The following is a 25,450-nucleotide window of genomic DNA, read 5'->3' as shown; positions in this document are numbered from 1 at the left end:
GAGCCAATCAGGTAATCAATTCTCAAATTCCACATATGTTTAACATCAAACACCAAAACACAATTGAGAACGCCGTAAAGGCGAATCATGAACGGGCTTTTTATTCACAGTACCCGGAACACCCTAAAGCCTATGGTGAAAATGCAGCAGAGCAGGGAGAAACCCGCTATAAAGCACTGCTGCAACAGCCCTTTAAGCAGTTACTGCAAACAGGAGAAACTTCCTGGGCAGGAGAAGAAGTGTCTCCATATACCCAGGAGGCGCTGGGCATCACTTACCCGATCTTCTCTCCCGATGAACTGGTACACCGTGCTATCGCTGCAGCTCCGCAATGGCGTAACACCACTGTAGACGTGCGTGCCGACATCCTTGTGGAAACACTGGAAGCAGTAAAAGAACGCTTCTTCGACATTGCCTACGCCACCATGCATACCACCGGACAGAGCTTTATGATGAGCTTTCAGGCTTCCGGTCCGCATGCCAACGACAGAGCACTTGAAGCAATTGCCATGGGCTATCATGAAGGCAACCGTTATCCGGCATCCCTGATGTGGGAAAAGCCAATGGGCAAAACATCCCTTCAGCTGAAAAAGAACTTCCGGGCCATTCCCAAAGGAGTAGGTCTGGTGATAGGTTGTTCCACCTTCCCGGTATGGAACTCATTACCAGGCATTTATGCCGATCTGGTAACAGGCAATCCGGTGATTGTAAAACCACATCCGAAAGCGATCCTGCCGATTGCCATCGTAGTAGCCGCTATACAGCAGGTATTACAGGAAAAAGGCTTTAGTCCCGCGCTTTGTCAGCTGGCTGCAGATACTTCCACAGCCCTTATTACCAAAACCCTGTGCGAGCATCCCGGTATTCAGCTGATCGACTATACCGGCGGCAGCACCTTTGGCAACTATGTGGAATCATTAAAAAACAAGACCGTATTCACTGAAAAAGCAGGTGTCAACTCTGTTATTATTGACAGCGTGGCAGATATCGATGCAGTGATGCAGAACCTGGCTTTCTCAGTGTCATTATATTCAGGACAGATGTGTACTGCTCCGCAGAATTTCTTTATCCCTGCAGAAGGCATCACTACCAGCAACGGTAAACTATCCTTTGATGAAGTGGTACAGAAATTTAAGGATGCGGTTGTAAGCCTCGTAAACAACCCAAAAATGGGTGCAGGCACACTTGGCGCGCTGCAGAACGAAAACACCCTGGAAAGGGCACATAATGCCGGCAAACTGGGTGCAAAAGTTATCCTTGAAGGACAACCGCTGGTCAATGAAGAGTTTACCCATGCCCGTGGTTGCACACCCTCCATCCTGGAAGTCAGCAGCAACGACAAACATATCTTCGAACAGGAATTATTTGGCCCGGTTTTGTTGCTGATAAAAACAAAGGATACCAATGAATCCATACAGCTGGCCCGGCAAATGGCGCAACAACATGGTGCGATCACCTGCGCGGCCTATACCACCAGTCCCGAAATGAAAGAGAAGATCACCGAAGAGATGAATGGGGTATTTACACCGGTATCCTTTAACTTTACCGGATTCATCTGGGTAAACCAGCATGCGGCATTTTCAGATTTTCATGTGACAGGTGGCAACCCTGCAGGAAATGCCAGTTTCACAAACCCGGAATTCATCCTGCGCAGGTTCGTATGGGTAGGAAACCGGGAAGTGGCCGGAAGCTGACGGAATAATTTGTTTATGAAATATATACTTTCTATCATGCTGATCGCCTTGCTGGCAGCCTGTGAACAGGCCCCGAAAGCTGACAAGGCAACCATTACAGAGGCTCACCCGGTAAAAGAGGGCAAAGGAAGCCCATACCAGGTAGACACTGCTAACAGCGAATTACGCTGGATAGGCACCAAGCCTACCGGCAAACATACCGGCCGTTTTACACTGCAGGAAGGCAAGTTATTGGTAAAAGATACTACCATCACCGGTGGTAATATCATTATCCGTATGAACTCCCTGGAGAATATCGACCTGTCCAAATCAGATACTTCTCTGAAACGTAAACTGGAAGATGAGTTAAAAGGCCCGCTGTTCTTTGATGTGGTAAAGTTCCCGGTAGCTACTTTCGAGATTACCAACGTTAGCGACTTTACGCCGTCTGTGGGTAATGAGGTATTGATGAAGAACGCAAATTATACTGTACAGGGTAATCTGACGATCAAGAATATCACCAAGAATATCTCCTTCCCTGCTATTATCCGGTTTGAAAATGGTACTGTCACGGCAATGGCCAATTTCAATATCGACAGAACGCTGTGGGGCATGACCTACAGAGCCGATAAATCCATGCAGGATAAGCTGATCAACACAGCAGTAAATCTTGAATTCAGAATTACTGCCGCCAGATAATATATTCGCTGTTGAAGCATAAAAAAGGAGGCTGTCTACCAATATGGCGGACAGCCTCCTTTTATTGTATATCCGTTACTAACTGATTACTTCTTTTTCTCTGCTTTGAAGCGGCCATTCGGCTGTATAGAAGTCAGTGACACGACCTCTCCCTTCTCATTCAGACTGAATTCCACTGTAAACCCCTTCACTTCCTTTAAGGCGAACTTGTTTTTATCAACAGGTACTAATGTAAAGTCCATCTGTCCAGGCACATTCATCATCAGCTGGTCCTCTCCTTTTATGTGTACCGTTGCCTCCATTCCTCCAAAAGAATAGACGCCGAGGTATTTCTCTAATGCAGCCTTTGTAAGCGGTGCAACCTTAGGGCTCCTGCTGAAACGCACAGCATCTTTTACACCCAGATCAATTTCGGATTCATTGATATCACCGTTCATATCTGCGTTGAATTTGATCCTTGAACCTGGTGCGGTAGTATCAATGCCTGTGTATTTATCTACCTGATAGGTTTGGAAAATATCATAAGCCACATGCTTCAGGTAATTTTTTTCCTGCGGGATCAAAGCAAATAAAGAGTCGTTCTGAATAACGACCTCATAACTACCGAATGATTTACTGACATAAACGCCTGTATATTCGCTCAGACTACGGATCACACCTGCGCCCTTCACTTTCGCTGTATCCTTACTTTCCTGACCTTTTTTATCCATGGCCAGTTGCGCTGCTCTCTTTTTCAGCATAGAATCTGACAGGGCATAGTATTTCAATCCGAGCAGTTTGTCAGAAAAGAGATTCCTGACCAGCATAGGCACCGGAGAACCATTCTGATTAGCCAGTACGATAATCCCAATACTATCGGAAGGATAGAAACAGGTGCTGGCGGTAAATCCGTCTATATTACCACCATGTTCTACCTGGTAGTGTCCACGGTAAGAAGAGATCATCCATCCCAGACCATAGTCACTGCCATGTACTTCCGGCTGGTCTTTACCTGGTCGTCCACCTCCCATTGCCATTTGTGCGCTTTGTGCCTCACCAACATAGGCGGCAGGTATTACCTGCTTACCGTTATATTTTCCTCCGTTGATCCAGGCAGAAACCCAGTGCGCCATATCACTGACACTACTGTTGATACTACCTGCAGGAGCGATGATCTGGATATCTTTATAGTCTTTCTTAGTGATGGCAGTGTCTTTGGTAACAGCGTATCCCACTGCTGCATCTTCCACTTTAAAACCGTCAATACCTGTTGAGGAGTGCGTCATACCCAGACTGTCAAAGAAGCGGAGCTTCATGTTTTCTTCCCAACTTTTACCGGTCAGCTTCTCTGCAACAGATCCCTGTGCCATGAACATAAAGTTGTTATACTGCCATTTGTAACGCAATGGCTCATTCGGCTCCATAAAACGAATACGGTATAAGAGGGAATCCCTTGTAGGGGCGCCAAACAAATACCAGGAGTAATCATAACGGGACAGACCTGTACGATGGCTCATCATATCCCGCAGGGTGATATGTGCATTCATGTCATCATTGTAGAAGACGAGCTCCGGCAGATAATTGCGGACCGGTGTTTCGAAGTCCAGTTTCCCTTCTTCTCTCAGCACACCCAGTAAGGCGGAAGTAAATGCTTTGGAACAGGAACCGATCGCAAATACGGTGTTGGGGGTAACAGGTAGTTTTTTCTCATAATCCCGATAGCCAAATCCTTTGGCATAGATCACCTTATCTTTCTCCACAACAGCAACAGCCACGCCAGCGGCATGCCAGTCATGCAACATTTTTTCTACGATCTTATCAACGCCGGCCAGACGTTGCATTTGTTTGTCATTTGATTGTGCACTGACACGCAGAACCGCGATCAGCAGAAGACACAGATACAGGCTAACTTTTCTCATGTTGGGAATTTAGTAAGCCAAGATACAAAACTTACTTAAAACCAATATTTCTTCATAACGTGGAACAATATGTTCAGGCGGTGACAGCTTTCTCTTCTTTCTCTTCGTATATCAGACTGGAGAAGTCGCACAGTTTGGACAGCAGATTACATAACTCCACACCATGCTCCGTTAACGCATAAGTTACCTTAGGCGGCATACCCGGAAACTGATGGCGGGTGATCAGTCCTGTTTTCTCCAATGTTTTCAGTCTGTCAGACAGAATATGATCCGTTATGTACGCCAGCTCTTCCCGGATACCGGAAAAGCGGTTATTCCCTTCCTCGATGCAAAAGAGGACGTCTGTAGTCCAGCGTCTGCTCATTGTAAACAGCAGCTCGTTCAGCGGACATTTGCTTTCCAGGTAAGACTGGTTCTGATAGTTAGATGAATTGGTTTTTCTTTCTGCCATATACAACACGTTTTTATCGATAAACTCAAATTACTGCTATTGCCTTAGATGTCAAAGCAGTTTGGGATGGATGGCTTATCATCATATCAGGTTCCATTCATATCTTTATGCCGCAGGAACATTACATGTTCCACAAAAAGTAAATATGGTCCGTTTAGTTCTCATCATCATCGCTTTCCTGGTTTCTTTGCTATCCGTCTTCAGAGCGCCTACCTATCACCTGTGGATGCTGGCCATCGGCGTTGCTGAATTCGCCTGGGTCTTTATCACTATTACCTTTGTACTCCTGGTAACAGGACTATATCCCGGCAGGTTTCAGCTGGCAGGTACCCTGATCGGGATCGCCGCCCTGCTGCTGTATATATCGCCGGTGATAAGGGCCTATTTCATTGCCAGAGACCTCCCTGCTGCTATGGACAAAGCCCTGGATGAGCAGGAGGAAGAAACCGGCCGGACGACTCCCTTCAGCTTTATCACGATGCTGACCGACTATCCCCAGCCAAAGGTCGCAGCAAGGACATATGCCTACCGTACAGACAATCTGGCCTCCTCTTCCCTGGACTTCTACCCTGCACAGCAATCTGGACTCCGTCCCTGTGTGATCGTCGTACACGGCGGCTCCTGGAGCAGCGGAGACAGCAGGCAGTTACCGGAACTGAACAGCTATCTGGCACATGCCGGATATCATGTCGTTTCCATGAATTACAGACTGGCACCGGCGTTCCTCTGCCCCGCTCCTATTGAGGATGTATATGCAGCCATGGACTACCTGCGGGCCAATGCTGCTGAACTCCAGATAGATACCGACAATTTTGTGCTGTTAGGCCGTTCTGCAGGCGCGCAAATAGCGCTGCTGGCAGCTTACCGGCAACAGATACCCGGTCTGAAAGCGGTGGTTGACTTTTATGGTCCGGCAGATATGGTATGGGGTTACTCCCTTCCTGCCAATCCCCTGGTAATGGACTCCCGTAAAGTGCTGGAAAACTACCTGGGTGGTACCTACGGGGCGGTACCGGGCAATTATGCCGCCAGTTCACCGATCGAATTCGCAGATAAACATGCCGTTCCAACCCTCATCATCCATGGTGCAAAAGATGCATTGGTAGCATATGAACATAGTACCCGTCTGAATAAGAAACTGGCGGACAATGGCATCAAGCATTTCTTTCTTTCACTCCCCTGGGCCACACATGGTTTTGACTATAATCTAAAAGGTCCCGGCGGACAACTATCCACCTATGCGATAGAGCGCTTTTTACATAACGTAACTCAATAATATGCAGGAACCGGGGAGACCCGGTTTTTTTTATGTCTATTTATGGATTCCGGTATTTTTCAGCATCCTAAACTTATGAAACAGACAGCCCCTTTTACACTGCACATACCCAAACCATGTTCTGAGAACTGGAACCAGATGACGCCTGATGAAAAAGGGCGGTTCTGTAAACATTGTCAGAAGGTAGTTATTGATTTCTCTGCGATGAGCGATCAACAACTGGTAGAATACATGTCTAATGTATCCGGAAAGACCTGCGGACGATTTCTGCCGGAACAATTAAACAGGGTCACCGTAGCTCCTGCCGGCAACAGGAAGCCTTTTATTTCTATCGCAGCCATGCTGTCTGCACTGTATCTGTTCCTGCCGGAAGCAAAAGCAGGGCATCCGCCATTGACAGAACAGGGCATAAAACCTTCAGCAGATACAAGCCACAAAAAGGAAAAACCAGTTAAGCTGATCAGCGAGATCAATGGCACTATCATAGATGATGACAATACAGCGGTGGCAGGTGCAACGGTAATGATAAAAGGTACAAGGACCGGGACCATCGCTGATAATGACGGACATTTTCACCTTCGGTTGCCAGAACCGGGTGCTGCTTCTGTCACACTGATCATTACGTATGTCGGATTTGAGACGAAAGAAGTGCAGGTTAAACGGCCGCATAAAAATCTGCGTATCAGGTTAGAGACGAGGGGGATGATATTTGGAGAATACGCCATTTTACAGAAAAAATCTATCTGGCAGCGCTTATCCGACAAAATAAAAATGATGCTGAATTAATTGTTCTCTTAAACTATCCTTTATGAGAAAGAAGAATCCGGTTACATTATCTATCCCGCAGTCCTGTCATGAATCCTGGCAGGATATGACGCCTGATGAAAAAGGAAAGTTCTGTCAGCACTGTCAGAAGTCAGTGATTGACTTTACAAATATGAGTGATCATGAAATAGCGAATCTGATGAACCGTTCAAAAGGACAACTATGTGGCAGGTTACATGTATCACAGCTCAACAGGGAAATCTATACCACTGAAAAGCATACGCCATGGATGAAAATTGCGGCGATGATATCGGCACTGACATTGACGGCACCAGCGATGAGTGCAAAAGCAGCAGCCATAGCAACAGTCCAGCTGAATGAAAAGGAAGATATCATTGCAAAGGGCGATACAACAATTGTCGTTTCGGGACATGTAGTTGATACTACCGCTGATCATAAGCCATTACCAGGTATAGAGGTTGTCCTGAAAGGTGGCAAGATAAAAAACATTACAGATACTACAGGAGCATTCACGCTTCATCTACCCACAGACATAAAAAGAGAAGACCTCCTGTTGATCATTTCTTCCATTGGTTACCAAACACAGATTTTGCCGATATCATCACCTGAACTGCAACAAAATATAGTTGTTGCATTAGTGCCACAGCAATTTGATATTGAAGGAGTAGTATTGGGCGGAGTTCATTCCTGGAGACCGTCTACTGTATGGCAAAGGCTAAAATATAAGATAGGTTCTTTGTTTCATTAGTAGTAACTTTAAGTAAACCTATTTCTGATGCGATCAGCTGCATTTTCAACCACCCCCAAAACAGCATATACTGCTATGATGCTTATTGCTGTATTGACTTTCATGGCATCTTATGCCAGTGCACAGCAGAGAAAAACTGCAAGAGAAGAACCTTGATTTCTTTTAGCCGGATATCAGCGACGTCAGACATAACACTTAAAAGACCCACTTATGAAAAAAGGTATTACAATATCCATTCCCTCTCCCTGTCATGAATCATGGCAGGAGATGACACCGGTAGAAAAAGGACGCTTCTGTAATAGTTGTCAGCAAACAGTGACTGATTTTACCCTGATGAATGATCAGCAAATAATCGACTTCTTAAAAAAGCATCCAGGCAGCCATTGCGGAAGATTCCTTCCAGGTCAGCTAAATACGCCAATACAGGCATTATCACAGACGCGGCAAGCATTTATACCTGCTGCTATTTTCGCAGGATTTACGAGCTTATTAGCGTTGTTTAGTCAACAGTCGAAAGCAACTGATAAAGACACGCATCTAACGATGCAATTACCGCTTACTGTTACACCTGATGAGCATACAAATCCAGTAGCGGCAGACAATGATTCTTCCTCCTACATTATAAAAGGCAGAACATTCCTGGGAGAAGGAAGGAGAAAAGATACACTGATGTATGCCACTATACGTGTGAAAGATACGCAGATAGGTACCGTCTCAGATCTACATGGACTCTTCCAGCTACAGCTGTCTAAAACGCTATTTTCCGGGGAAATTACACTGATCATACAGGCTGTAGGAACTCAGACGCAGCAACTCATTGTACAGCTGGATGAAAAATCACTTTCAAAAGAACTGATAATAGTTACACAGGAATTAGCGACCACCGGTTTAATGCTGATCGACAAAAACGGTAAACCTTATCATGCTGATAAAAGTCTGCGCGCACGCTTACGCCGTCTGTTCAGTCGTCGTTAATTATTGCGCGTCAGGAACGAAGTTGAAATCAACACCTTCTTTGAAAGTAACATATACACGTCTCCATGGCTGATCGTCTATCAGTTCCCATTTATGACCTGTACCATGTGTATCCATGGCAATCAATACATCTCCCGGTCTTAGTGTAAACTGTTCTCCGTTATACATTTCAAACAACAGTGTACCGGATAAGGTAATGACATATTGGGTAGTCGGTGCAGGATGCCAGTCATAGGTAGAACGGGGAGCCGTTTCATTGAACATAATAGAATCTGCTTCTTTCACATCTCTATGTGTTACAGTACCAATAGTGAAATGCGAATGACCGTCTTCTCCTGTGTATAACTTAATTGCTCTGATCATAACTGTTGTTCCTTGTTTCATACACAAGATAGAACTGTTTGCCTTAAAGTTTTGCTAAAATGCAGTAAATTCAGGAAGCAATTAACCCATCTACCATGAGTATCTACGAAATCGCGCCCCGCCCCATTCCAACACTAAAAAAGAATCTGCTCCTGAACTTTCTCAGAGCCACAACTTTTATAATTGCATTTATGGTATCGTTACAGTTGTTGAGCGGTATTGCAACCCTGAAAGAATTAGAAGAAATTTACGTGACCTGCATAATTGTAATAGCCGGAGGGTCCGTCCTATTATACGACGACTATCTATATCAGAAAAAACGCAGGGGGCCCGCTACTATAACCATAGATCAGGACAGCATCAGCAGCAAAAATGCAGACGACGACATTGTCAGCATTCCTTACACGGATGTCACGTCCGCCAAACAATCTGATATGAAGAAAGAGATCATTATCAGAGGCCGGAAAAAAAGTGCCAGTATAGACATTCCCTATAACATGGAAAATTATACGGAAGCGGTACAACTGCTCAAGCAACATATTGAAATAAAAAAAGTCAGGGGTATATCCGACATGCTTACCCGGGAATCCGTGTTTTTCCCAACGTGTATAATCCCTTTTTTCTATGGGGTACTGCGAACAAGCAATCCTGCGTCACTGACACATGTGTTGCTCGGAGCAATCAGTATCTTCATATGGGGTTGTATATATACAGCCACCAATCCTTTTAAAAAATGGACTAAACGGGTAAATTTCATATTGTTTTTTTTCTATTCCAGCTTCCTGTTTTACTGGTTTCTGAAACAGGCAGGACTTTCCTGATCTATTCACACTAAGCCTTACAACAGCCTACACTTACTGAGCGCCATTTACCATATAATTGATTAAGTCAATATTTTATTAATTTGATAATCAATTAATAAAATTATTATCATTTAATCATCCGATGCCGATAATTGACTCCGTCAACCGATACGCCACAGGTCGTTCCGCTTTGTAAAGAGTGTGCCTGATAGCCACTTTTTAACATTGGGCATCAAACTATTTACTGTAATAGCATGTTAATCATAGTACGCTGCCATTTACATTTGCTGCGTAGAGAAAAGAGCAGTACACTTACTTTAACAAACAGACCCACATGCTAAATTTTGAATTCAGGAACCCGACAAAGATCTTGTTTGGCAAAGGACAGATTGCCAACCTTGCAAAAGAAATTCCTGCCGGAGCAAAGTTATTGATGCTTTATGGCGGTGGCAGTATTAAACAGAATGGTATTTATGATCAGGTAAAATCGGCTTTACAGGGATTCAACGTCCTGGAATTCGGTGGCATTCCCGCTAACCCGGAATATGAGGTATTGCTGAAAGCACTGAAGGTGATCAAAGATGAAAAGATCGACTTTATGCTGGCAGTAGGCGGAGGCTCCGTTATTGACGGTGTAAAATTCCTCTCTTCTGCCGCATTATACGAAGGGGATAATCCATGGGAGATCCTTTCCCAAAGGATTGTGACGAAGAAAGGCCTGCCCTTTGGCACTGTACTGACATTACCTGCCACCGCATCAGAGATGAACTCAGGCGCTGTGATCAGTCGTCATGAAACACAGGAGAAATTCTCCATGGGCGGACCCGGATTATTTCCGCAGTTCTCCGTACTAGACCCACAGGTAGTGGCTTCTGTACCTAAACGTCAGATCGCTAACGGTATCACAGACGCGTTCACACATGTCATGGAACAATACATGACCTATCCTATCGGTGCATTGCTACAGGATAGAATCGCCGAAAGTATCATGCAGACCCTGGTAGAAGTGGCGCCGAAGATCGTCAAAGATCCATCAGACTATGAAGCAGCCGCCAACTTCATGTGGAGCTGTACCATGGCGCTGAATGGACTGATCCAGAAAGGCGTTCCTACGGATTGGGCAGTACATGCCATGGGACATGAACTAACCGCGCTATTTGGCATCGATCATGCACGCACACTGGCCATCATAGCACCTTCTCATTATCGTTACAATTTCAACGGTAAAAAGGAAAAGCTGGCGCAATATGCGGAGCGCGTATGGAATATCACCAGCGGTACTACAGATGAAAAAGCGGAAGCGGGTATCAAAGCAACAGAAGACTTCTTCCACTCCCTGGAAATCAATACCAGGCTGTCTGAATACACCGGTGATTTCAAAGGCACCGCCCAGACGATCTCTCAGAAATTCATAGAGAGGGGCTGGAATGGTATCGGAGAAAGAAAGGACCTGACGCCTTCAGATGTAGAGAAGATCGTAGAAATGAGCTATTAGTCAGCCCACACATACTAATACAAAAGCGCTTCAGCTAACAGGCTGAAGCGCTTTCTTTTTATTACAATATCATTGTCAGTTTAAACAGGGACTTCCGAGTCCGCTATCTTATGCTGCAATTCTTTTACCGTCATATTATACAGTACGCTCTGACGTCCATTCACACGTTGTACCAGGTGCACATGTGCAATAAAGTTCTGTACGATCTGGATCTTATCACTTGGCGTCACCACCAGCAATTGCAGGTGCAGCTGTTTACACAGTTCCATCAGATACGTTGCTTTCTCCTCATCCTGGTTACTGAAGCTTTCATCCACCGCAATGAATCGCAGACTTCTTGCATTCTTACCCTCTCTGGTAATACCAAACTGGTAAGCGATCGCACTACACAGGATCGTATAGGTCAGCTGCGCTTTCTCTCCACCGGACAACTGTCCCATCTGACGATAGATCTTTTTGGATTCATTCGTCTCACGGAAACGTTCATCTGCCCAGAATTCAAACCAGTTACGGGCATCCAGTACACGTGCGCGGTATGCTTCACTTTCATCCAGTGCCGCGATCAGTGGCTGTACCCGCTCACGGAAATGCTGCGCTTTTTCTTCGAATGTACTCTGTTGCCAGTTAGCTGCCTGTGGCAATGCATCCAGCAAACGACTCTTGAATTCACGCGCCTCACTACCGGAAGCTACCGGACGTTTTACCAGCTGTATGTATGTATCCGGCAGACGGTTGAAGTTAATGCCCGCCAGGGAATCATTCAGTTTCTGAATTGTATTACTGATATCACGTTCCCATTTTTCCATCTCTTCATTCAACCCGCCGATCTTATAAGTAATGGTAACGTTGATATAGCTTTCGAAATCCTTTTTATATCCCGGCAGGTTATCATTCGTCAGTTTATCCAGCCATTCGATATACTCCGTCGCATTTACGGCATCATCAGATAAAACATGTACATCAGATATCCAGTCAGGGAAACGTTGCAGGATATCCGCCTGCGGATTCTTCAGACGATTGATACTTCTGTTCAGCATCACCTCTTCCTTATGACGGGCGTCTTCTGCCAGTCGCAGGTCCTGTTCTTTATTCTCACGCAGGGCTTTATAGATCGCAGCTACATTCTCAAGTGTGACGTTACCCAGCAGGTGACCGTTCTGTTGCTGGAAGTTCAGCAGTTCATCCTTATCGCCTTCTGTAACGTGCTGCAACAGATGTTGCATCGCCTGCTGCTCTTCTTCCATCTCTTCAATGTTACGCTGTTCCAGCGCTTCATTTCTGATCAGCATTGCCTGCAGTTCCTGGTTATCATCCTTCTGACGTTCTATATCCAGCAGCTGCTGTTTCAGGCTATCCAGTTCCTGGTTTTCGTCTGTCAGTGAGCCGATCTGATCCTGTGCTTTACGGATAGATTTCTGTAGCTTACCGATATTGATCTCATCAAAACCTTTGTGTTCCTTCAAACGTCCTGCTGCATAGAATTGCTTCTGCAAACGGGCGGATCTGGACTTACAGGTCTGCAATATTTCATTGGAAGAAATGATCGCTTCATTCAGCTTGCTTCTTTTGGAAATGAGGGCATCTTTTTTCCGCTCATTGTTCCACCCCATCACATAACGGGAAGCATCATTACTATGTGCGCGGTCATCCTTTTCATGCCTGTCGCGGTTTTTGATCAAACCTTCTACCGTGATGGCCATGTCATTCCTTTGCAATTCCCGCTCGCTGTTCACACATACGTAACTGAAATTCTGAATGATCTGCTGCTGTACCCACGGACTCAGTTTATGATCAGGATGGAAGTCCAGTTTGTGATATACCGTATCGTCTTCCGGATACAGTGTCAGTGCAGACTCCTTGATCTGATAATAAATCAGGCGTGTACGCAGGTTATTGTTATTGACAAAGGAAGTGACCTTTTTGTAATGTTTCTCCGGCACCAGTAAACGCAGGGAGAAAGAGTGTAACAGTTTCTCCAGTGCAGGCTGCCATTCAATCTCTTCTGATTTCACCTGTATCAGTTCACCGGCGAAGAGAATCTCGCCTACATCGATTCTCAGACTGCTGCAAATCTCTTTACGCAGATCGACCAGGTGAGAAGGAATGTTATTTCTGGACTGATGCAGTAATTCTATTTCTTTTTCAAGGCCCTCTTTTTCACTCTCTGCACGTTCTTTTACACGTTTTGCACTGTACTCATCTTCTTCATTCAGACGCTGTTCTGTTTCCAGTTTCAGGGCTGCACGGTTAGCTTCTTTCAGGATACGCTGATAGGTAGCATCATCGTTTATCTCTTCTTCTTTCACATGCAGGGTATCGCACCAGGAAGCAAATTCCTTCAGGCTTTCTTCTGCTTCTGCCTTTTTCTTTTCCAGGTCCTGAATATCCTTTTCGAGCTGTTGTAAACGCTGTCCGGCCTTATTCTGCTCCATCAGGTTTTTCGTCACGCGTTCCTGTTCCAGGAGATCGGTCATATTGACCTTCGCCTCTTCGATCTTCTTATGCAAAGCATCTACTTCATGACGACGATCGATGAGTGCCTGTGTCAGCAACTGATTACGCGTGAAGCTATTCCATATGGTAGCTGTATTGAGCTCCTGCTTCAGTTGCATGATGGAAGTCAGATAAGAGGAGAAGTTCTCATGGTGCTCTTTAATAGGCCCCAGTAAACGGATCTGCTCTTCTGCTTTCTCGATGTTACGCTGTGCATCCAGCAGGGTGGTCAGGTGTTTCTTCAGCTCCTGGAATTGTTCTTCCATATTACGAGGTTCCAGCATGTTGGTACGGATGAAGTCATCCAGGTTACCTAACACTTTGATACCTACGGTCTGGTTAAACAGCTGCACGGCCTGTATGCTCTGCATACCGAGTGCCTCCACCATACGCTGTGCATATTTGCTGGCAGCATCAAACCATTCTACCTGTCTGCGACCTCCTTTATTGTAAAGCTGATCGATACGGCGTTTCCAGGCACCTCCCATATCAAAGGGGCTGAAATCGTCGGCTATATGCATAGCGCGGTGTGCAACACCGAAGATCTTACGCATATCGCCGTTAACGAAATACCTTACCTGGAACAAGGTGACATATTGATCTGCTTCATTGGCAAAGTTGGCCAGCAGGATGCTGTATGCATCTTCTTTATTCTCTCTTAAATAAAGGGTTTTAGCTACGCCGGTGGCCTCGTTATTGACCATGCCGTATCCGCCCATTACATAAGAATCTTCCGTTCTGTCACCTTTCTTTTCACTACCACTACTCTGGTTATAGAAACGATATCTTTTCTCAGGCACCATCAGTGTCAGCAGGGCATCGATAAAGGTGGTTTTACCACTACCATTGGCGCCTGTCAGCAGACTGGTTTCCCCGTTAGGTTTAATACTATGAATATGCTCATCAAATGTACCCCAGTTCAATACCTCGAGGTATTGTAATCGGAATCCACTTTTATGATTATCAGTACTGAAAACGTTTAACTGCATTGTTCTTTACAAAAAGTTTTATGGTATGTTATTCAGCTTCCACGCTACTGCCAATGGCCAGTTCGCTCAGCTGCTGCTGAAAAGTTTCCAGTGCTTCACTGTCTACTTTTGCCTTGATAATTTTCCTGATCCTGAACTTCTGTTCATCAGGCACTTCATGATTTTCTATACGATGCAGAAATCCGCTTTCTTCTACTTTATCGATCAACCGGTCTATTTCTTTGAGGAATTTGATACGGCTGGCGCCTTCCTTGAAGAACAACTCTGCGTATTCCTTGATTTCCCGGCGTTTTTTTATCAGCTCGCGGGACCCCGACTCACTGATCTCAAATTCGGCCATCATCTCACGCAGCAACACCAGCATGATGCTTTCTTCGTAGCTGAAAGAACGGCGGTGTACCCAGCTAACATAAGCTTCATCATCTTCAGACAAGGCATGTTTTACAAAAGCAAATCCATCCTGTTCATCCAGCACCAGGTACAGACCCAGTTGTTGCAGGAAACCGGTGAGTTCAACTTTGTATTGCAGGAGTTTTTCCCAGGCGCCCTTCTCCACATATTCTACAGGGCCTTTCAACAGTTTTACCACTACTGGTGCATAAGGTAGTATTTTCGCTGTGCTCATAATAGTGTGTGCTGTTATTTACCAAATAATAGATATGGAACCTCTACAAATCTTGTCTGCTCCGGATTCAGCGGAATCAGTTCTGTAGTGTTTTTTACAATGTATGCACGGCTGGATTTTTCACGGAGGAAGTCATAGTAACTAATCACTTCCGCCAGACCAAATTCCAACGGAGACTGCTCCAGTACTTCTTTCAGTGTAGCTGTCTGCTTATCTTTCAGCACTGTTTCCACTTTCTCCCAAAGCTGTTTTCTGTTGATAAAAGAAGTATTCAGCATTCGGCTGAAACGTTCTACGTCTGCGATCTGTTCGGTCGCATTGGCAGGTTGTTTAACTTCTACGGCTGATTTTTTCTGTTCGAGAGACAACTTCTTTTCCATCACCATGCGGATCTGCGCGCTGTCGTCAATCGTAATACCGCTTTCAACATTCTGATCTTCGATCAGATCGAAGACGAATTCCTTGATGTTGTTGATCTGCTTCCGTAAACGCCTGTGACGGGCTATTTCTTTTTCAGAAATAATACGGCTGAGCTTTTCTGCCATCTTATCGTTGGCATCGTATACCGTTTTACCCTGCTGTAACAACATCGATTTGATGTTCATCAGGAACTGATCATCCGCTTTGATATTTCTTTCCTCAACGGTATGTACCAGTTGCTCTGTGAGCGCTCTCCACTCTTCCTGTCCTGCACGGGAGATCAGGAAGTCCCAGAAAGCATAGAAGCTCTTTCCCTGATTACTGTTCCGTAGGGAATCATATGCTTCAAAGGCGAAACCGATGATAGCGCCTTTGGTTTGTTCTGCTTTTGTATGCTGTTCTACGATGGTGCGGTGAATAGCCTTGAAGTTATCTTCCACTTCACGGAAGTCGCTGATCAGTTCATAACACAGCCGGGTAAACAATTCCAGGCGTTCTTCCACCTGGGCATTGTTGTACCTGTCAGGTACAATACCCAACTCGAGCGCTTTGATCTCTTTATCGAGTTCCGATCTTTTGTTCTTTAGTATTTCCAGTTTCTTAGCCCTGTCATCTTCCGTATTCTCCACAATGTCCCGCAGGGAATTAAAAAGCAGCTTAAAGCGGCTTTCTGTCCCTACGTGCTGACGCAGCTGTAAGGTTTGCATCCACTGGAACACTTTCTCTGTGTAGGCACTGAGCTGGTACTGGGTATTCCCTTCGGCATCCGGCAGGTCCTGCAGGAGCCTTTTCTGGACCCAGTTCAGGATATACTTTCTGGCGCGGGTTTCTTCATCCTCTCCAAAGTTGATCTTTGCTTCTTCCAGGTCTTCCGTACCATCATCCTGCTGGCCAAGCGTTTCGGCAAGCAGACGGGTGAGTTGGCCTTCTGATATAGAAAACCGGTTCTCCTCCTTAAAAACACCATATAGGAAGGGTAAAATCCATTGCGTATTGCGCAAGCGAAGCATTTGAATGGCTGGCGAGGTGGATATTAACCAATATAGATCGTCTTTATTCATATTAAATCCCCAAAGGGCTGTAATTTGGAGAAAAAAAATGGATTTGTGAGCGGTTGTGGATAATGGGAAAGCCGTATTTTGATCCATCTCCTGACTATGAAAGTATTATTAATCACGTGTTTAGTGCTATTAGGGGTGCAAAAAGCCGCATTTTGTCAGTCAAAATGTGCGCATGTATATGACCAGTTTGACATTATGCCAGTCCTTCCCGGTCTTGAAAAGACCATGATGCAGCATTCCAGCAGGAAAATTATGCCCATTATCAGCTCCATGGGTGGAGAAGATCCGGAATGCCTGTTATACAGTTTACGGGCTAAGTTACTTGTTGATAGACAGGGAAAGGTTACGGACGTCTTTTTTCAGACCCGAATGCCGGATAAACTGAAGGAAAAACTCTGCGATGAATTTCTCCAAATGAAGGGATTTCAGCCTGCCAGATATAAGGGGGAGCCAGTGTGCGCCATGTTTTACTATATGATCAGCTGTATGAACTGGCAAGAGTAAGACCGGAAAACAATTCCCCTGTTGCATTGTTTTTACAAATCAGGTAGCTATATACCATTCACGTAAACAGATACTTAAACCTACACTACATGAAAGTCTTAAAGAGGATCCTCCTGTTAATTGTCGCCGTTATTGCCATTTTACTGCTGATTGCGGTCTTTACAAAGAAAAACTATGCTGTTGAGCGGGAAATCGTGATTAACCAACCCAAACAGATGGTTTTTGACTATGTCAAGCTGCTGAAAAATCAGAATGACTACAGTAAATGGGCTATGATGGACCCGGATATGAAAAAGACCTATACCGGCACCGATGGTACGGTGGGCTTCATTTCCGCCTGGGACAGCGATAAAAAAGATGTGGGTAAAGGCGAACAGGAGATCAAAAAGATCACCGAAGGAGAACGCCTCGATTTTGAACTGCGTTTCTATAAACCCTTCGAATCTACCGAACAGGCTTATATGACAACGGAGGCGGTATCCCCTACTCAGACCAAAGTAAAATGGGGCTTTAATGGCCATATGGACTATCCTTCTAATCTGATGCTGCTGTTCATGGATTTTGAGAAAATGATCGGAGACGACCTGCAGACAGGGCTGACAAGACTGAAAGGCGTACTGGAAAAATAGTAAAGCCGGATATAGTAACAGGCGCTGGTGACGGAAGTTACCAGCGCCTTATGCTTTAAAGCAATCCCTGCCGAAAGCATTGAGCTGATTTTATGTAAATATGAATATTATCAATATTTTTACTCCCTCATGCCTTTCGGGGCTAATATTTTAATAGCAGATTTTCTATGTCAAGCCAAGCAGCAGCGCAACCGCTGGTATCAATAGTGGTGGCTACCTATAATGGAGCAAAATATATTGAGTTACAGATGGATTCGCTGATTGCGCAGACGTATCCCAATACCGAGATCATTGTTGTAGATGACCGCAGCACTGATAATACCTTCGAAATACTGGAAAGATATGCCCGTCAATACCCTCATGTACATGTATATGAAAATGAGGTGAACCTGGGGTATATCAAGAATTTTGAGAAAGGTGTCACCCTGTCTAAAGGAAGCTATATTTCCTTTTCTGATCAGGATGATGTGTGGGTGCCGGAAAAGACAACTGAACTGATGGCTGCCATAGGTGATTACCCGATGATCACTTCTGATTCTGAGATCGTGAATGACCAGCTGGAAAAACGCTGGAATCACTCTGATCTCAAGGAGATACAGGACTTCAACAATCCCCTGGTTTTTGCTACTGACAACTGTGTAGCAGGGCATGCACTGATTATGAAAAAAGAGATCGCCGATGCCGCTATGCCATTTCCGGATATGCCACATGATCTCTGGCTGGGATTCTTTACCACCCTGCACGGTACCATTAAATACCTGGATAAACCATTTGTAAAATGGAGACAGCACGGTAACAATGTCACCAGTAAACATACAGGGACTAAAAAAAGAATCGACGCCACAAAATTCAGACTGATGACCTTCCGTGATTACTGTCCACCGGCATTTGCGAAGGAAAAGAAAGTCTTTGGGGAACTACTTGAAACATACGAAAGCTACTCTCTCATACACAACTTCAATCGTATGCGCCTGTATTTCGCCTATAAGAAATACCTGCTGGCAATGAAGAAACGGAATTCTTTCCGGAAGTTCCTGTTTTGTATTAAGATGTTCTTCAAAATGCGGGAACATCCATAATCGCCGGCATATCCGTCAATAAAAATTTACCTGTATCGTGAAAACCATTACTCCAAAAATTGTCTTCCTTTCTGTTATCAGAGAACAGTTTGATGTATCCCAATACGATCTTATCAAATGCCTTGATGAGGGCAATGTGCTGTTGTTTGATGGCGACATGGATACCGACTGGACAGAAACGATCTATGAGCTGAAAGCACTGGAATACCTGGATCTGCGGTATAATAAGTTCAGTGAAGAGGATAAGAAGAAGATCACCCAGGGATTCCCAAAAGCTACAATTGAATTCTAAAGACTGTAAAGGGTTTATAAACAAAAAGGCGATACAGCAGGACATTGCTATATCGCCTTTTTAGTAGCCTCGACAGGAATCGAACCTGTATCTGGAGCTTCGGAAACTCTTATACTATCCATTGTACTACGAGGCCAAAGCCATCCTGTTCACCAGGAAAGGAAGGCAAAACTAAGGTATTTAAAGATCAATTACAAAAGCGGTTTGCGCTTATTTTCGATCACATATTGAGATTCGTCTTGAAGATTTTCACGGCGATCGCCAGCAGGATCACACCAAAGAATTTACGTACGACCATCAATCCCGCCTTACCCAGCATACGTTCGATCCAGCTCAGGGAGCGAAGCACCACGTAAATGATCACCAGGTTGAGCAAGATACCCGCGAGGATATTGGTTTCTTCATAGTTGGCTTTCAATGACATAATGGTCGTCAGTGTACCCGAACCCGCGATCAGGGGGAACGCGATCGGGATCAGACTACCCGTTTTTGTGTCTTTCTCACTTTTGAAGAACTCAACACCCAGGATCATCTCCAACCCGATCACAAAGATCACGATCGAGCCTGCAACTGCAAAGGAGTGCACATCTACGCTCAGCAAATTGAGGAAAGGTTCTCCTACCAGCAGGAAAAGCACCATCAGGAAACCGGATGCGATAGTCGCCTTTCCGGAGTCAATATGGCCAAGCTTCTCTTTCAGTGAAATCAGCACTGGGATAGAACCAACAATATCAATTACCGCGAAAAGCGTGAAAGTAATAGCCAGAATCTGGTCAAAACTGAACATAGGAGTAACGTGTTTTAAACAAAAATAACGGTTTAATTGGTTATTACATATGGAAATATACTGCTATAACTGGAATTAGTAAGGGCATAAAAAAGGCGCCCCACCAATGGAGGGACGCCTTTTTTGTAATTCGGTCAGCTGATCAACCTGGCATACGGGACAGGTACTTATCCATTTCTTTAATCTGACTAACTATTTGACCAGTAGTAGCCTTCTGTGCTTTAGCCCTGCGGAGGTAATCTTTCGCAGTTTTGAAGTCACGGCGGCTCATACAGATAGATGCGAGGGTCAGTAATGCAGCAGCGGTATTTTCCTTATCAGGCAGTCCCATACGTACCGCTTTTTTCAGGTTCTGGTCTGCCTCTTTCAGGTCATTCTTCTGATAAGCGATGGTACCCAGCTGGAAGTACTGCATACCTTCATATTCTTTCATCGGGCTGCCGGACGCGATACTCTGACGGATAGTAGCTTCCGCTTTGTCCAGATCCTTATTGTACATCGCCATGTTACTCTGCATGAAGTAGTATACGGAGCGGATAGGTTTATACAGCAGCTTAGGAAAAGCGATCTTATTCATCATTCCCATCGCCCTGTCAAGATCTCCGGCTTCAACAGCTTCCTGCACCAGCCTCATTGGTCCGAACATAAAGTGCGTAACAATGCATATTACGGCTATCAGCAAAGGAATAGTAGCTTCCCACCATCCTATCGTAATACCCAGCGCAACACCACCCACCAGGAAGAGAATACCTAATGGCAGACGATATAGAATAAATAAATTAAATGCTTTCATTTGCGAATCTTGTTTTAAAAATCAGTAGAGCCCTTACAAAGTTGCACGTTTTACCGCTTATTACATTATAAGAGGCGCAAAGATAAATAAAAAAAGATGTGCCGATATTAAGAGATTCTTTTACCTTTGAATCATCAGATGATATGATGACTTAAGTTATGACAACGATCAGAAAAAACAGTCTAGCCGACGAAGTAGCCCAGCGTTTACAGGAACAGATCTCCCTTGGTACTTATAAACCGGGCGAAAAACTGCCGACGGAACCAGCCCTTATGCAGACTTTTGGCGTAGGCCGTTCCTCCATCCGTGAAGCCGTACGCATCCTGGCCAATAGCGGTGTACTCCGTGTACAGCAGGGGCTGGGTACTTTTGTGGAAGCCAGCACAGGCATTGAAGAGCCACTGCCCCAGCGCTTAAAAAGAGCCACTGCCGACGATCTGGATGAAGTACGCCTGCTCCTGGAAATGAAAATTGCCCAGAAAGCAGCGCTGAACAGAACGGCCGATGATCTGGAAAAGATGGAGTCCTGGCTCCGGCAACGAAAAGAAGCCGCCGCTATTGATGATACAGCAGCTTCTATTGAGGCGGATATCAATTTTCATATATCCATTGCGGAAGCCTCCAACAACAGTATTCTGACGGACCTGTATAAAACGGTCGCTCATCACCTGAAAAATCACTTCCTCGCGCAATTCAAAAACGCGGAAACCTTCAGAGAAACCCAGCAGCTACATAAAAATCTGCTGAACAGCATCATTGCACAGGACCCACAGAAAGCCTGGCACTGGGCGCAACGCATTGCACAACATAACAACGAAGAGCCAACAAAGTAAACAGTCACTATGGAAAAGACTTTACAGGAAACAGCCAAAGCACAGGCCCAGCAGGCAGCCAGCAATACCGTATTTTCTATACTGCTGGCACTGAGTTTTTCGCATATGATCAATGACACGATACAGTCACTGATCCCTGCGATCTACCCTATTGTAAAAGACTCATTAAAACTTACTTTCAGTCAGATCGGACTGATCACACTGACCTATCAGCTGACGGCCTCATTACTGCAACCATTGGTGGGTCTGTATACGGACAAGCGTCCTCAACCCTATTCCCTGGCAATCGGGATGGGCTTTACCCTGCTCGGACTTATCAGTCTGTCGCAGGCGCACCATTTCTACCTCGTGCTCATATCCGTTGCACTGGTAGGCGTAGGTTCTTCTATCTTCCATCCGGAAGCATCCAGACTGGCCTATATGGCTTCAGGTGGTAAACATGGCATGGCACAGTCGCTCTTCCAGCTAGGTGGCAATGCGGGTAGTTCACTCGGTCCTCTGCTGGCAGCGATGATCATCGTACCGAAAGGCCAGGGCAGTATCAGCTGGTTTGCACTGGCAGCCTTACTGGCAATTGTAGTGATGCTGAATATCGCATCCTGGTACAGGAATAACACACATCGCATCCGTAGTAAATCCAAAGGATCAGACGATGTGCAGCATGTACAGTTATCAAAAGGGAAAGTGACATTTGCGCTGAGCATATTGCTGGTGCTGATCTTTTCCAAGTATTTCTACATGGCCAGCATGACCAGTTATTATACATTCTATCTCATTGATAAATTCCATATCTCTGTACAGAGTGCACAGGTTTATCTGTTCATCTTCCTTTTTGCTATTGCTGCAGGTACCTTTATCGGTGGCCCTGTAGGCGACCGTATCGGCAGAAAGTATGTAATATGGATTTCGATTCTTGGTGTAGCGCCATTCTCCCTGTTATTACCACACGCTAACCTGCTCTGGACATCTGTGCTCAGTGTCTTCATTGGCGTGATACTGTCCTCCGCATTTTCTGCCATACTCGTATATGCGCAGGAACTGGTACCAGGTAAAGTAGGAATGATCGCCGGATTATTCTTCGGACTGGCATTCGGCATGGGAGGTATAGGGTCTGCCTTACTGGGTAAACTGGCTGACAGCACCAGTATCGCTTATGTATTTGATGTATGTGCCTATCTGCCGCTGATAGGATTGCTCACAGGTTTCCTGCCCAACGTAGATCGTACAGGCAAAACAAAATAAAAAACCAGCTCACCGGTCCCTTGTGGTAAAAGGAATTTTATCACCAGAGACTGGTGAGTGCATTATTAGATAAAACGCTCTGGGTTTCATCAATTAAATAACCATTAAGACACAATCTTTATATAATAGCGTAATAATGTTCAAACAATAAGTTTAAGTGTGATTCGTGGAATAACGGGATATTTTCTTGTATCGCGTAACGTAGTCTGTCCTTCAGGTCTTGTTTCAAAATTAGCAGCTGGTGCTGAAATAACATAGCAGTTACAGGCTGGGCAGTGAATTTTAACACCCCCTTTTCATCTCCCCCCAGGTATTCTCCCCCTACAGTACTATTCAATAAAAAACATTATATTTATTCAAGCCTTTCTAAAAATCTCAAATACATATGGAAACAACGACGCAACGTGATGAACGACTCTGGAAGATTGCGAAATCAAGGGCAGCTTTCAGAAATTCTCTGCTCATTTATCTGATTATGAATGCCTTTTTCTGGGTGCTCTGGTTCGTTACACAAGGACCAGGACATGGTGGCACACCATGGCCTGTATGGCCGGCACTGGGCTGGGGACTTGGACTGGCATTCCAGTACTTTAACGCATGGCATCGCGATCCATTTGGCGATGCTGTAAAAGAATATGAAAAACTGCAGGAAGAAAAGCAGCGCAGAGGCGTATAAATTCCACTACTTTTAACAGGCGTAACGCATACCACCAAAGCTATCTATGATCATGGAGCAGCAGCCACGAAGATTATTTGATGTAATCGAACACCAGCTAAAGAATTTCCCCAAAACAGACATGCTGGTAGGAAAAGAAAACAATGTCTGGAGAAAATACAGCACACAGGAAGTAGCCGATCTATCATTGCGTTTCAGCGCCGGGCTTCTACAACTGGGAATAGGTAAAGGGGATGCAACTCCTGAAGGTTGTGATAAAATTGCGATCATCTCTCCTAACCGTCCGGAATGGGTGATAACAGACCTTGCCTGTCAGCAGGCAGGCGCTATTCTCGCGCCCCTCTATCCAACCTTAAGTGAACACGAAATGGAGTTTATCCTGAATGATTCAGGGGCTTCTATCCTGTTCATCAGCGGAGAAGATATGCTAGAGAAGATCAAGCCTATCCGTCATAAACTGACGCAGCTTAAAGAGATCTATTCATTCAATAAAATAGCAGGTGCCCGTCACTGGCTGGAGATTCCGGAGATGGCCACACAGGCCGACATGGATCGTATACCGGCTATCCGCGAAGCGACAAAACCAGACCAGCTGGCCACCATCATCTATACATCCGGAACCACCGGTACGCCTAAAGGTGTAATGCTGACACATGATAATATCATGAGTAACGTTACCGCCTGTATCCCTTATCTTCCGGTTAGTCTGGAAGCAAGGGCATTAAGCTTTCTACCACTCAACCACGTGTTTGAACGCATGGTCACTTACGTATACCTGACCGCAGGTGTGCCTATTTACTATGCTGAAAGCATGGATACCATTGCAGACAATCTGCGTGAAGTGAAACCCAGCATCTTTACGACCGTTCCCCGTTTGCTGGAAAAGGTATATGAAAAGATCATGGCAAAAGGACTTGAGCTGAAAGGAATCAAACGTGCGCTCTTCTTCTGGTCTGTCGAACTGGGTAAAAAGTATGAGATCAATAAATCATTGGGCTGGTGGTATAATTTCCAGCTGTCCATTGCCAATAAACTCGTATTCCAAAAATGGCGGGATGCACTGGGCGGTAATATCGACGCTATCGTCGTAGGTTCTGCACCTTGTCAGGTACGCTTATTAAAGATCTTCACCGCTGCTCATATTCCTATCCTGGAAGGATATGGTCTGACCGAAACATCACCGGTGATCAGCGTAAACCGCGTTGACGAAAAAGACCGCATGTTCGGTACAGTTGGTCCGCTGATCAGTAATGTAGAGGTAAAACTCGCAGATGACGGAGAGATCTGTTGTAAAGGACCAAACATTACACCCGGTTATTATAAACGTCCTGATCTTACCAAAGAATCCATCATCGATGGCTGGTTCCATACCGGCGATATCGGGGTACTCGTGAACAACAAGTTCCTTAAGATCACCGACCGTAAAAAAGAACTCTTCAAAACCTCCGGCGGTAAATTCGTGGCGCCACAACCGATCGAAAACAAGTTCAAGGAATCTCCTTTTATTGAACAGATCATGGTTGTTGGTGAAAACCGCAAATTTACCGGTGCACTCCTGGTACCTTCTTTTCCTAACCTGGAAAGCTGGGCTGCTAAAAAAGGCATCCGTTCCGGCAGTCATGAAGAATTACTCCAAAACACTGATATTCAACAGCTTTATAAACAGGTAGTAGAAAAGTACAATCAGTACTTCAGCCATATCGAACAGATCAAGAAGTTCGAATTACTGCCGCAGGAATGGACAATCGCCAACGGAGAACTCTCTCCTACCCTGAAAGTGAAACGGAAGGTGATTGCCCAACGGTATGAGCAACAAATTGAAAAAATTTATAATTAAGTGGTTGTGGTGTGCAATTTTTA

24 protein-coding genes and 1 tRNA gene are annotated in these 25,450 nt (G+C 45.1%); 16 read left to right on the top strand and 9 right to left on the bottom strand.

Annotation, left to right across the window (positions count from 1 at the left end; translation table 11 throughout):
* The first annotated feature begins 35 nt into the window (after positions 1–35).
* Positions 36–1,694 (top strand): phenylacetic acid degradation protein PaaN, encoded by a 1,659-nt coding sequence (paaN, locus tag BMZ72_RS19170; protein ID WP_089811177.1) that lies wholly within the window; start codon positions 36–38, stop codon positions 1,692–1,694.
* A 15-nt stretch (positions 1,695–1,709) separates the two neighbouring features.
* Positions 1,710–2,372, top strand: a complete 663-nt coding sequence (locus BMZ72_RS19165; protein ID WP_089811175.1) for a YceI family protein — start codon at positions 1,710–1,712, stop codon at positions 2,370–2,372.
* Between the two features lie 86 nt (positions 2,373–2,458).
* Here BMZ72_RS19165 and BMZ72_RS19160 read toward each other — a convergent pair whose 3' ends face one another.
* Both BMZ72_RS19160 and BMZ72_RS19155 read right to left on the bottom strand, forming a co-directional pair.
* Positions 2,459–4,270, bottom strand: a complete 1,812-nt coding sequence (locus BMZ72_RS19160) for a serine hydrolase (RefSeq protein ID WP_089811173.1) — start codon at positions 4,268–4,270, stop codon at positions 2,459–2,461.
* A 73-nt stretch (positions 4,271–4,343) separates the two neighbouring features.
* A complete protein-coding gene (locus tag BMZ72_RS19155; protein WP_089811172.1) occupies positions 4,344–4,721 on the bottom strand; it encodes a winged helix-turn-helix transcriptional regulator in 378 nt (125 codons plus the stop codon).
* A gap of 145 nt (positions 4,722–4,866) precedes the next feature.
* Between BMZ72_RS19155 and BMZ72_RS19150 the strand changes: the two genes are divergently transcribed.
* The 4 genes from BMZ72_RS19150 (at position 4,867) to BMZ72_RS19135 (ending at position 8,506) form a co-directional block, all read left to right on the top strand.
* Entirely contained in the window at positions 4,867–5,997 is a 1,131-nt protein-coding gene (locus tag BMZ72_RS19150) for an alpha/beta hydrolase (RefSeq protein WP_089811602.1), read from the top strand.
* 75 nt (positions 5,998–6,072) lie between these two features.
* Entirely contained in the window at positions 6,073–6,783 is a 711-nt protein-coding gene (locus BMZ72_RS19145) for a carboxypeptidase-like regulatory domain-containing protein (RefSeq protein ID WP_177222840.1), read from the top strand.
* Between the two features lie 22 nt (positions 6,784–6,805).
* Positions 6,806–7,531, top strand: a complete 726-nt coding sequence (locus BMZ72_RS19140; RefSeq protein ID WP_089811169.1) for a carboxypeptidase-like regulatory domain-containing protein — start codon at positions 6,806–6,808, stop codon at positions 7,529–7,531.
* A 210-nt stretch (positions 7,532–7,741) separates the two neighbouring features.
* Positions 7,742–8,506, top strand: a complete 765-nt coding sequence (locus BMZ72_RS19135; protein WP_089811167.1) for a carboxypeptidase-like regulatory domain-containing protein — start codon at positions 7,742–7,744, stop codon at positions 8,504–8,506.
* Here BMZ72_RS19135 and BMZ72_RS19130 read toward each other — a convergent pair whose 3' ends face one another.
* Positions 8,507–8,890 carry an AraC family ligand binding domain-containing protein gene (locus tag BMZ72_RS19130; RefSeq protein ID WP_255373237.1) on the bottom strand — a complete coding sequence of 128 codons (384 nt, stop codon included), beginning with the start codon at positions 8,888–8,890 and terminating at the stop codon, positions 8,507–8,509. It abuts the gene before it with no gap.
* Positions 8,891–8,964: 74 nt separating this feature from the next.
* On the opposite strand from BMZ72_RS19130, the gene BMZ72_RS19125 reads away from it, so the two are divergent.
* Positions 8,965–9,690 carry a hypothetical protein gene (locus BMZ72_RS19125; protein WP_089811165.1) on the top strand — a complete coding sequence of 242 codons (726 nt, stop codon included), beginning with the start codon at positions 8,965–8,967 and terminating at the stop codon, positions 9,688–9,690.
* A gap of 316 nt (positions 9,691–10,006) precedes the next feature.
* Complete coding sequence (locus BMZ72_RS19120) at positions 10,007–11,167, top strand: iron-containing alcohol dehydrogenase (RefSeq protein ID WP_089811163.1); 1,161 nt, start codon at positions 10,007–10,009, stop codon at positions 11,165–11,167.
* An 80-nt stretch (positions 11,168–11,247) separates the two neighbouring features.
* Here the strand turns inward: BMZ72_RS19120 and BMZ72_RS19115 are convergent, their stop codons facing one another.
* From BMZ72_RS19115 to BMZ72_RS19105, 3 genes are read right to left on the bottom strand one after another with little or no spacing between them, the layout of a single operon-like run.
* Complete coding sequence (locus BMZ72_RS19115; protein WP_089811161.1) at positions 11,248–14,649, bottom strand: ATP-binding protein; 3,402 nt, start codon at positions 14,647–14,649, stop codon at positions 11,248–11,250.
* A 28-nt stretch (positions 14,650–14,677) separates the two neighbouring features.
* Positions 14,678–15,274 carry a DUF4194 domain-containing protein gene (locus BMZ72_RS19110; RefSeq protein WP_089811159.1) on the bottom strand — a complete coding sequence of 199 codons (597 nt, stop codon included), beginning with the start codon at positions 15,272–15,274 and terminating at the stop codon, positions 14,678–14,680.
* A gap of 14 nt (positions 15,275–15,288) precedes the next feature.
* Positions 15,289–16,755, bottom strand: a complete 1,467-nt coding sequence (locus BMZ72_RS19105; RefSeq protein ID WP_089811156.1) for a DUF3375 domain-containing protein — start codon at positions 16,753–16,755, stop codon at positions 15,289–15,291.
* Between the two features lie 96 nt (positions 16,756–16,851).
* On the opposite strand from BMZ72_RS19105, the gene BMZ72_RS19100 reads away from it, so the two are divergent.
* From BMZ72_RS19100 to BMZ72_RS19085, 4 genes are all read left to right on the top strand, one after another.
* Positions 16,852–17,259 (top strand): hypothetical protein, encoded by a 408-nt coding sequence (locus BMZ72_RS19100; RefSeq protein ID WP_089811154.1) that lies wholly within the window; start codon positions 16,852–16,854, stop codon positions 17,257–17,259.
* A gap of 89 nt (positions 17,260–17,348) precedes the next feature.
* Positions 17,349–17,888 (top strand): SRPBCC family protein, encoded by a 540-nt coding sequence (locus BMZ72_RS19095; RefSeq protein WP_089811152.1) that lies wholly within the window; start codon positions 17,349–17,351, stop codon positions 17,886–17,888.
* A gap of 167 nt (positions 17,889–18,055) precedes the next feature.
* Positions 18,056–18,967: a glycosyltransferase gene (locus BMZ72_RS19090; protein WP_089811150.1), complete on the top strand. Its 912-nt coding sequence runs from the start codon at positions 18,056–18,058 to the stop codon at positions 18,965–18,967.
* 37 nt (positions 18,968–19,004) lie between these two features.
* Positions 19,005–19,259: a hypothetical protein gene (locus tag BMZ72_RS19085; RefSeq protein ID WP_089811148.1), complete on the top strand. Its 255-nt coding sequence runs from the start codon at positions 19,005–19,007 to the stop codon at positions 19,257–19,259.
* A 64-nt stretch (positions 19,260–19,323) separates the two neighbouring features.
* On the opposite strand, the gene BMZ72_RS19080 is transcribed toward BMZ72_RS19085, so the two are convergent.
* The 3 genes from BMZ72_RS19080 to BMZ72_RS19070 form a co-directional block, all read right to left on the bottom strand.
* Positions 19,324–19,395 (bottom strand) — tRNA-Arg (locus BMZ72_RS19080).
* Positions 19,396–19,479: 84 nt separating this feature from the next.
* On the bottom strand, positions 19,480–20,046 hold the full coding sequence (locus BMZ72_RS19075) for a MarC family protein (RefSeq protein WP_012788793.1): 567 nt from the start codon (positions 20,044–20,046) through the stop codon (positions 19,480–19,482).
* 142 nt (positions 20,047–20,188) lie between these two features.
* Entirely contained in the window at positions 20,189–20,839 is a 651-nt protein-coding gene (locus BMZ72_RS19070) for a tetratricopeptide repeat protein (RefSeq protein WP_089811146.1), read from the bottom strand.
* Positions 20,840–20,997: 158 nt separating this feature from the next.
* Between BMZ72_RS19070 and BMZ72_RS19065 the strand changes: the two genes are divergently transcribed.
* From BMZ72_RS19065 to BMZ72_RS19045, 4 genes are all read left to right on the top strand, one after another.
* Positions 20,998–21,672, top strand: a complete 675-nt coding sequence (locus BMZ72_RS19065; RefSeq protein WP_089811144.1) for a FadR/GntR family transcriptional regulator — start codon at positions 20,998–21,000, stop codon at positions 21,670–21,672.
* Between the two features lie 9 nt (positions 21,673–21,681).
* Positions 21,682–22,914 carry an MFS transporter gene (locus BMZ72_RS19060; RefSeq protein ID WP_089811142.1) on the top strand — a complete coding sequence of 411 codons (1,233 nt, stop codon included), beginning with the start codon at positions 21,682–21,684 and terminating at the stop codon, positions 22,912–22,914.
* A gap of 385 nt (positions 22,915–23,299) precedes the next feature.
* Entirely contained in the window at positions 23,300–23,590 is a 291-nt protein-coding gene (locus tag BMZ72_RS19050; protein WP_089811138.1) for a 2TM domain-containing protein, read from the top strand.
* 52 nt (positions 23,591–23,642) lie between these two features.
* Positions 23,643–25,427: an AMP-dependent synthetase/ligase gene (locus BMZ72_RS19045; RefSeq protein WP_255373236.1), complete on the top strand. Its 1,785-nt coding sequence runs from the start codon at positions 23,643–23,645 to the stop codon at positions 25,425–25,427.
* Positions 25,428–25,450 lie beyond the last annotated feature (23 nt).

Source organism: Chitinophaga sp. YR627 (assembly GCF_900114995.1).
In the GTDB taxonomy this organism is placed as follows: domain Bacteria; phylum Bacteroidota; class Bacteroidia; order Chitinophagales; family Chitinophagaceae; genus Chitinophaga.
This window is presented reverse-complemented; position numbering and strand designations above follow the sequence as displayed.

Excerpts from the sequence above, each read along its gene's own strand:
- paaN (WP_089811177.1), top strand. The coding sequence starts at position 36 with ATGTTTAACATCAAACACCAAAACACAATTGAGAACGCCGTAAAGGCG.
- BMZ72_RS19165 (WP_089811175.1), top strand. The coding sequence starts at position 1,710 with ATGAAATATATACTTTCTATCATGCTGATCGCCTTGCTGGCAGCCTGT.
- BMZ72_RS19160 (WP_089811173.1), bottom strand. The coding sequence starts at position 4,270 with ATGAGAAAAGTTAGCCTGTATCTGTGTCTTCTGCTGATCGCGGTTCTG.
- BMZ72_RS19155 (WP_089811172.1), bottom strand. The coding sequence starts at position 4,721 with ATGGCAGAAAGAAAAACCAATTCATCTAACTATCAGAACCAGTCTTAC.
- BMZ72_RS19150 (WP_089811602.1), top strand. The coding sequence starts at position 4,867 with ATGGTCCGTTTAGTTCTCATCATCATCGCTTTCCTGGTTTCTTTGCTA.
- BMZ72_RS19145 (WP_177222840.1), top strand. The coding sequence starts at position 6,073 with ATGAAACAGACAGCCCCTTTTACACTGCACATACCCAAACCATGTTCT.
- BMZ72_RS19140 (WP_089811169.1), top strand. The coding sequence starts at position 6,806 with ATGAGAAAGAAGAATCCGGTTACATTATCTATCCCGCAGTCCTGTCAT.
- BMZ72_RS19135 (WP_089811167.1), top strand. The coding sequence starts at position 7,742 with ATGAAAAAAGGTATTACAATATCCATTCCCTCTCCCTGTCATGAATCA.
- BMZ72_RS19130 (WP_255373237.1), bottom strand. The coding sequence starts at position 8,890 with ATGAAACAAGGAACAACAGTTATGATCAGAGCAATTAAGTTATACACA.
- BMZ72_RS19125 (WP_089811165.1), top strand. The coding sequence starts at position 8,965 with ATGAGTATCTACGAAATCGCGCCCCGCCCCATTCCAACACTAAAAAAG.
- BMZ72_RS19120 (WP_089811163.1), top strand. The coding sequence starts at position 10,007 with ATGCTAAATTTTGAATTCAGGAACCCGACAAAGATCTTGTTTGGCAAA.
- BMZ72_RS19115 (WP_089811161.1), bottom strand. The coding sequence starts at position 14,649 with ATGCAGTTAAACGTTTTCAGTACTGATAATCATAAAAGTGGATTCCGA.
- BMZ72_RS19110 (WP_089811159.1), bottom strand. The coding sequence starts at position 15,274 with ATGAGCACAGCGAAAATACTACCTTATGCACCAGTAGTGGTAAAACTG.
- BMZ72_RS19105 (WP_089811156.1), bottom strand. The coding sequence starts at position 16,755 with ATGAATAAAGACGATCTATATTGGTTAATATCCACCTCGCCAGCCATT.
- BMZ72_RS19100 (WP_089811154.1), top strand. The coding sequence starts at position 16,852 with ATGAAAGTATTATTAATCACGTGTTTAGTGCTATTAGGGGTGCAAAAA.
- BMZ72_RS19095 (WP_089811152.1), top strand. The coding sequence starts at position 17,349 with ATGAAAGTCTTAAAGAGGATCCTCCTGTTAATTGTCGCCGTTATTGCC.
- BMZ72_RS19090 (WP_089811150.1), top strand. The coding sequence starts at position 18,056 with ATGTCAAGCCAAGCAGCAGCGCAACCGCTGGTATCAATAGTGGTGGCT.
- BMZ72_RS19075 (WP_012788793.1), bottom strand. The coding sequence starts at position 20,046 with ATGTTCAGTTTTGACCAGATTCTGGCTATTACTTTCACGCTTTTCGCG.
- BMZ72_RS19070 (WP_089811146.1), bottom strand. The coding sequence starts at position 20,839 with ATGAAAGCATTTAATTTATTTATTCTATATCGTCTGCCATTAGGTATT.
- BMZ72_RS19065 (WP_089811144.1), top strand. The coding sequence starts at position 20,998 with ATGACAACGATCAGAAAAAACAGTCTAGCCGACGAAGTAGCCCAGCGT.
- BMZ72_RS19060 (WP_089811142.1), top strand. The coding sequence starts at position 21,682 with ATGGAAAAGACTTTACAGGAAACAGCCAAAGCACAGGCCCAGCAGGCA.
- BMZ72_RS19050 (WP_089811138.1), top strand. The coding sequence starts at position 23,300 with ATGGAAACAACGACGCAACGTGATGAACGACTCTGGAAGATTGCGAAA.
- BMZ72_RS19045 (WP_255373236.1), top strand. The coding sequence starts at position 23,643 with ATGGAGCAGCAGCCACGAAGATTATTTGATGTAATCGAACACCAGCTA.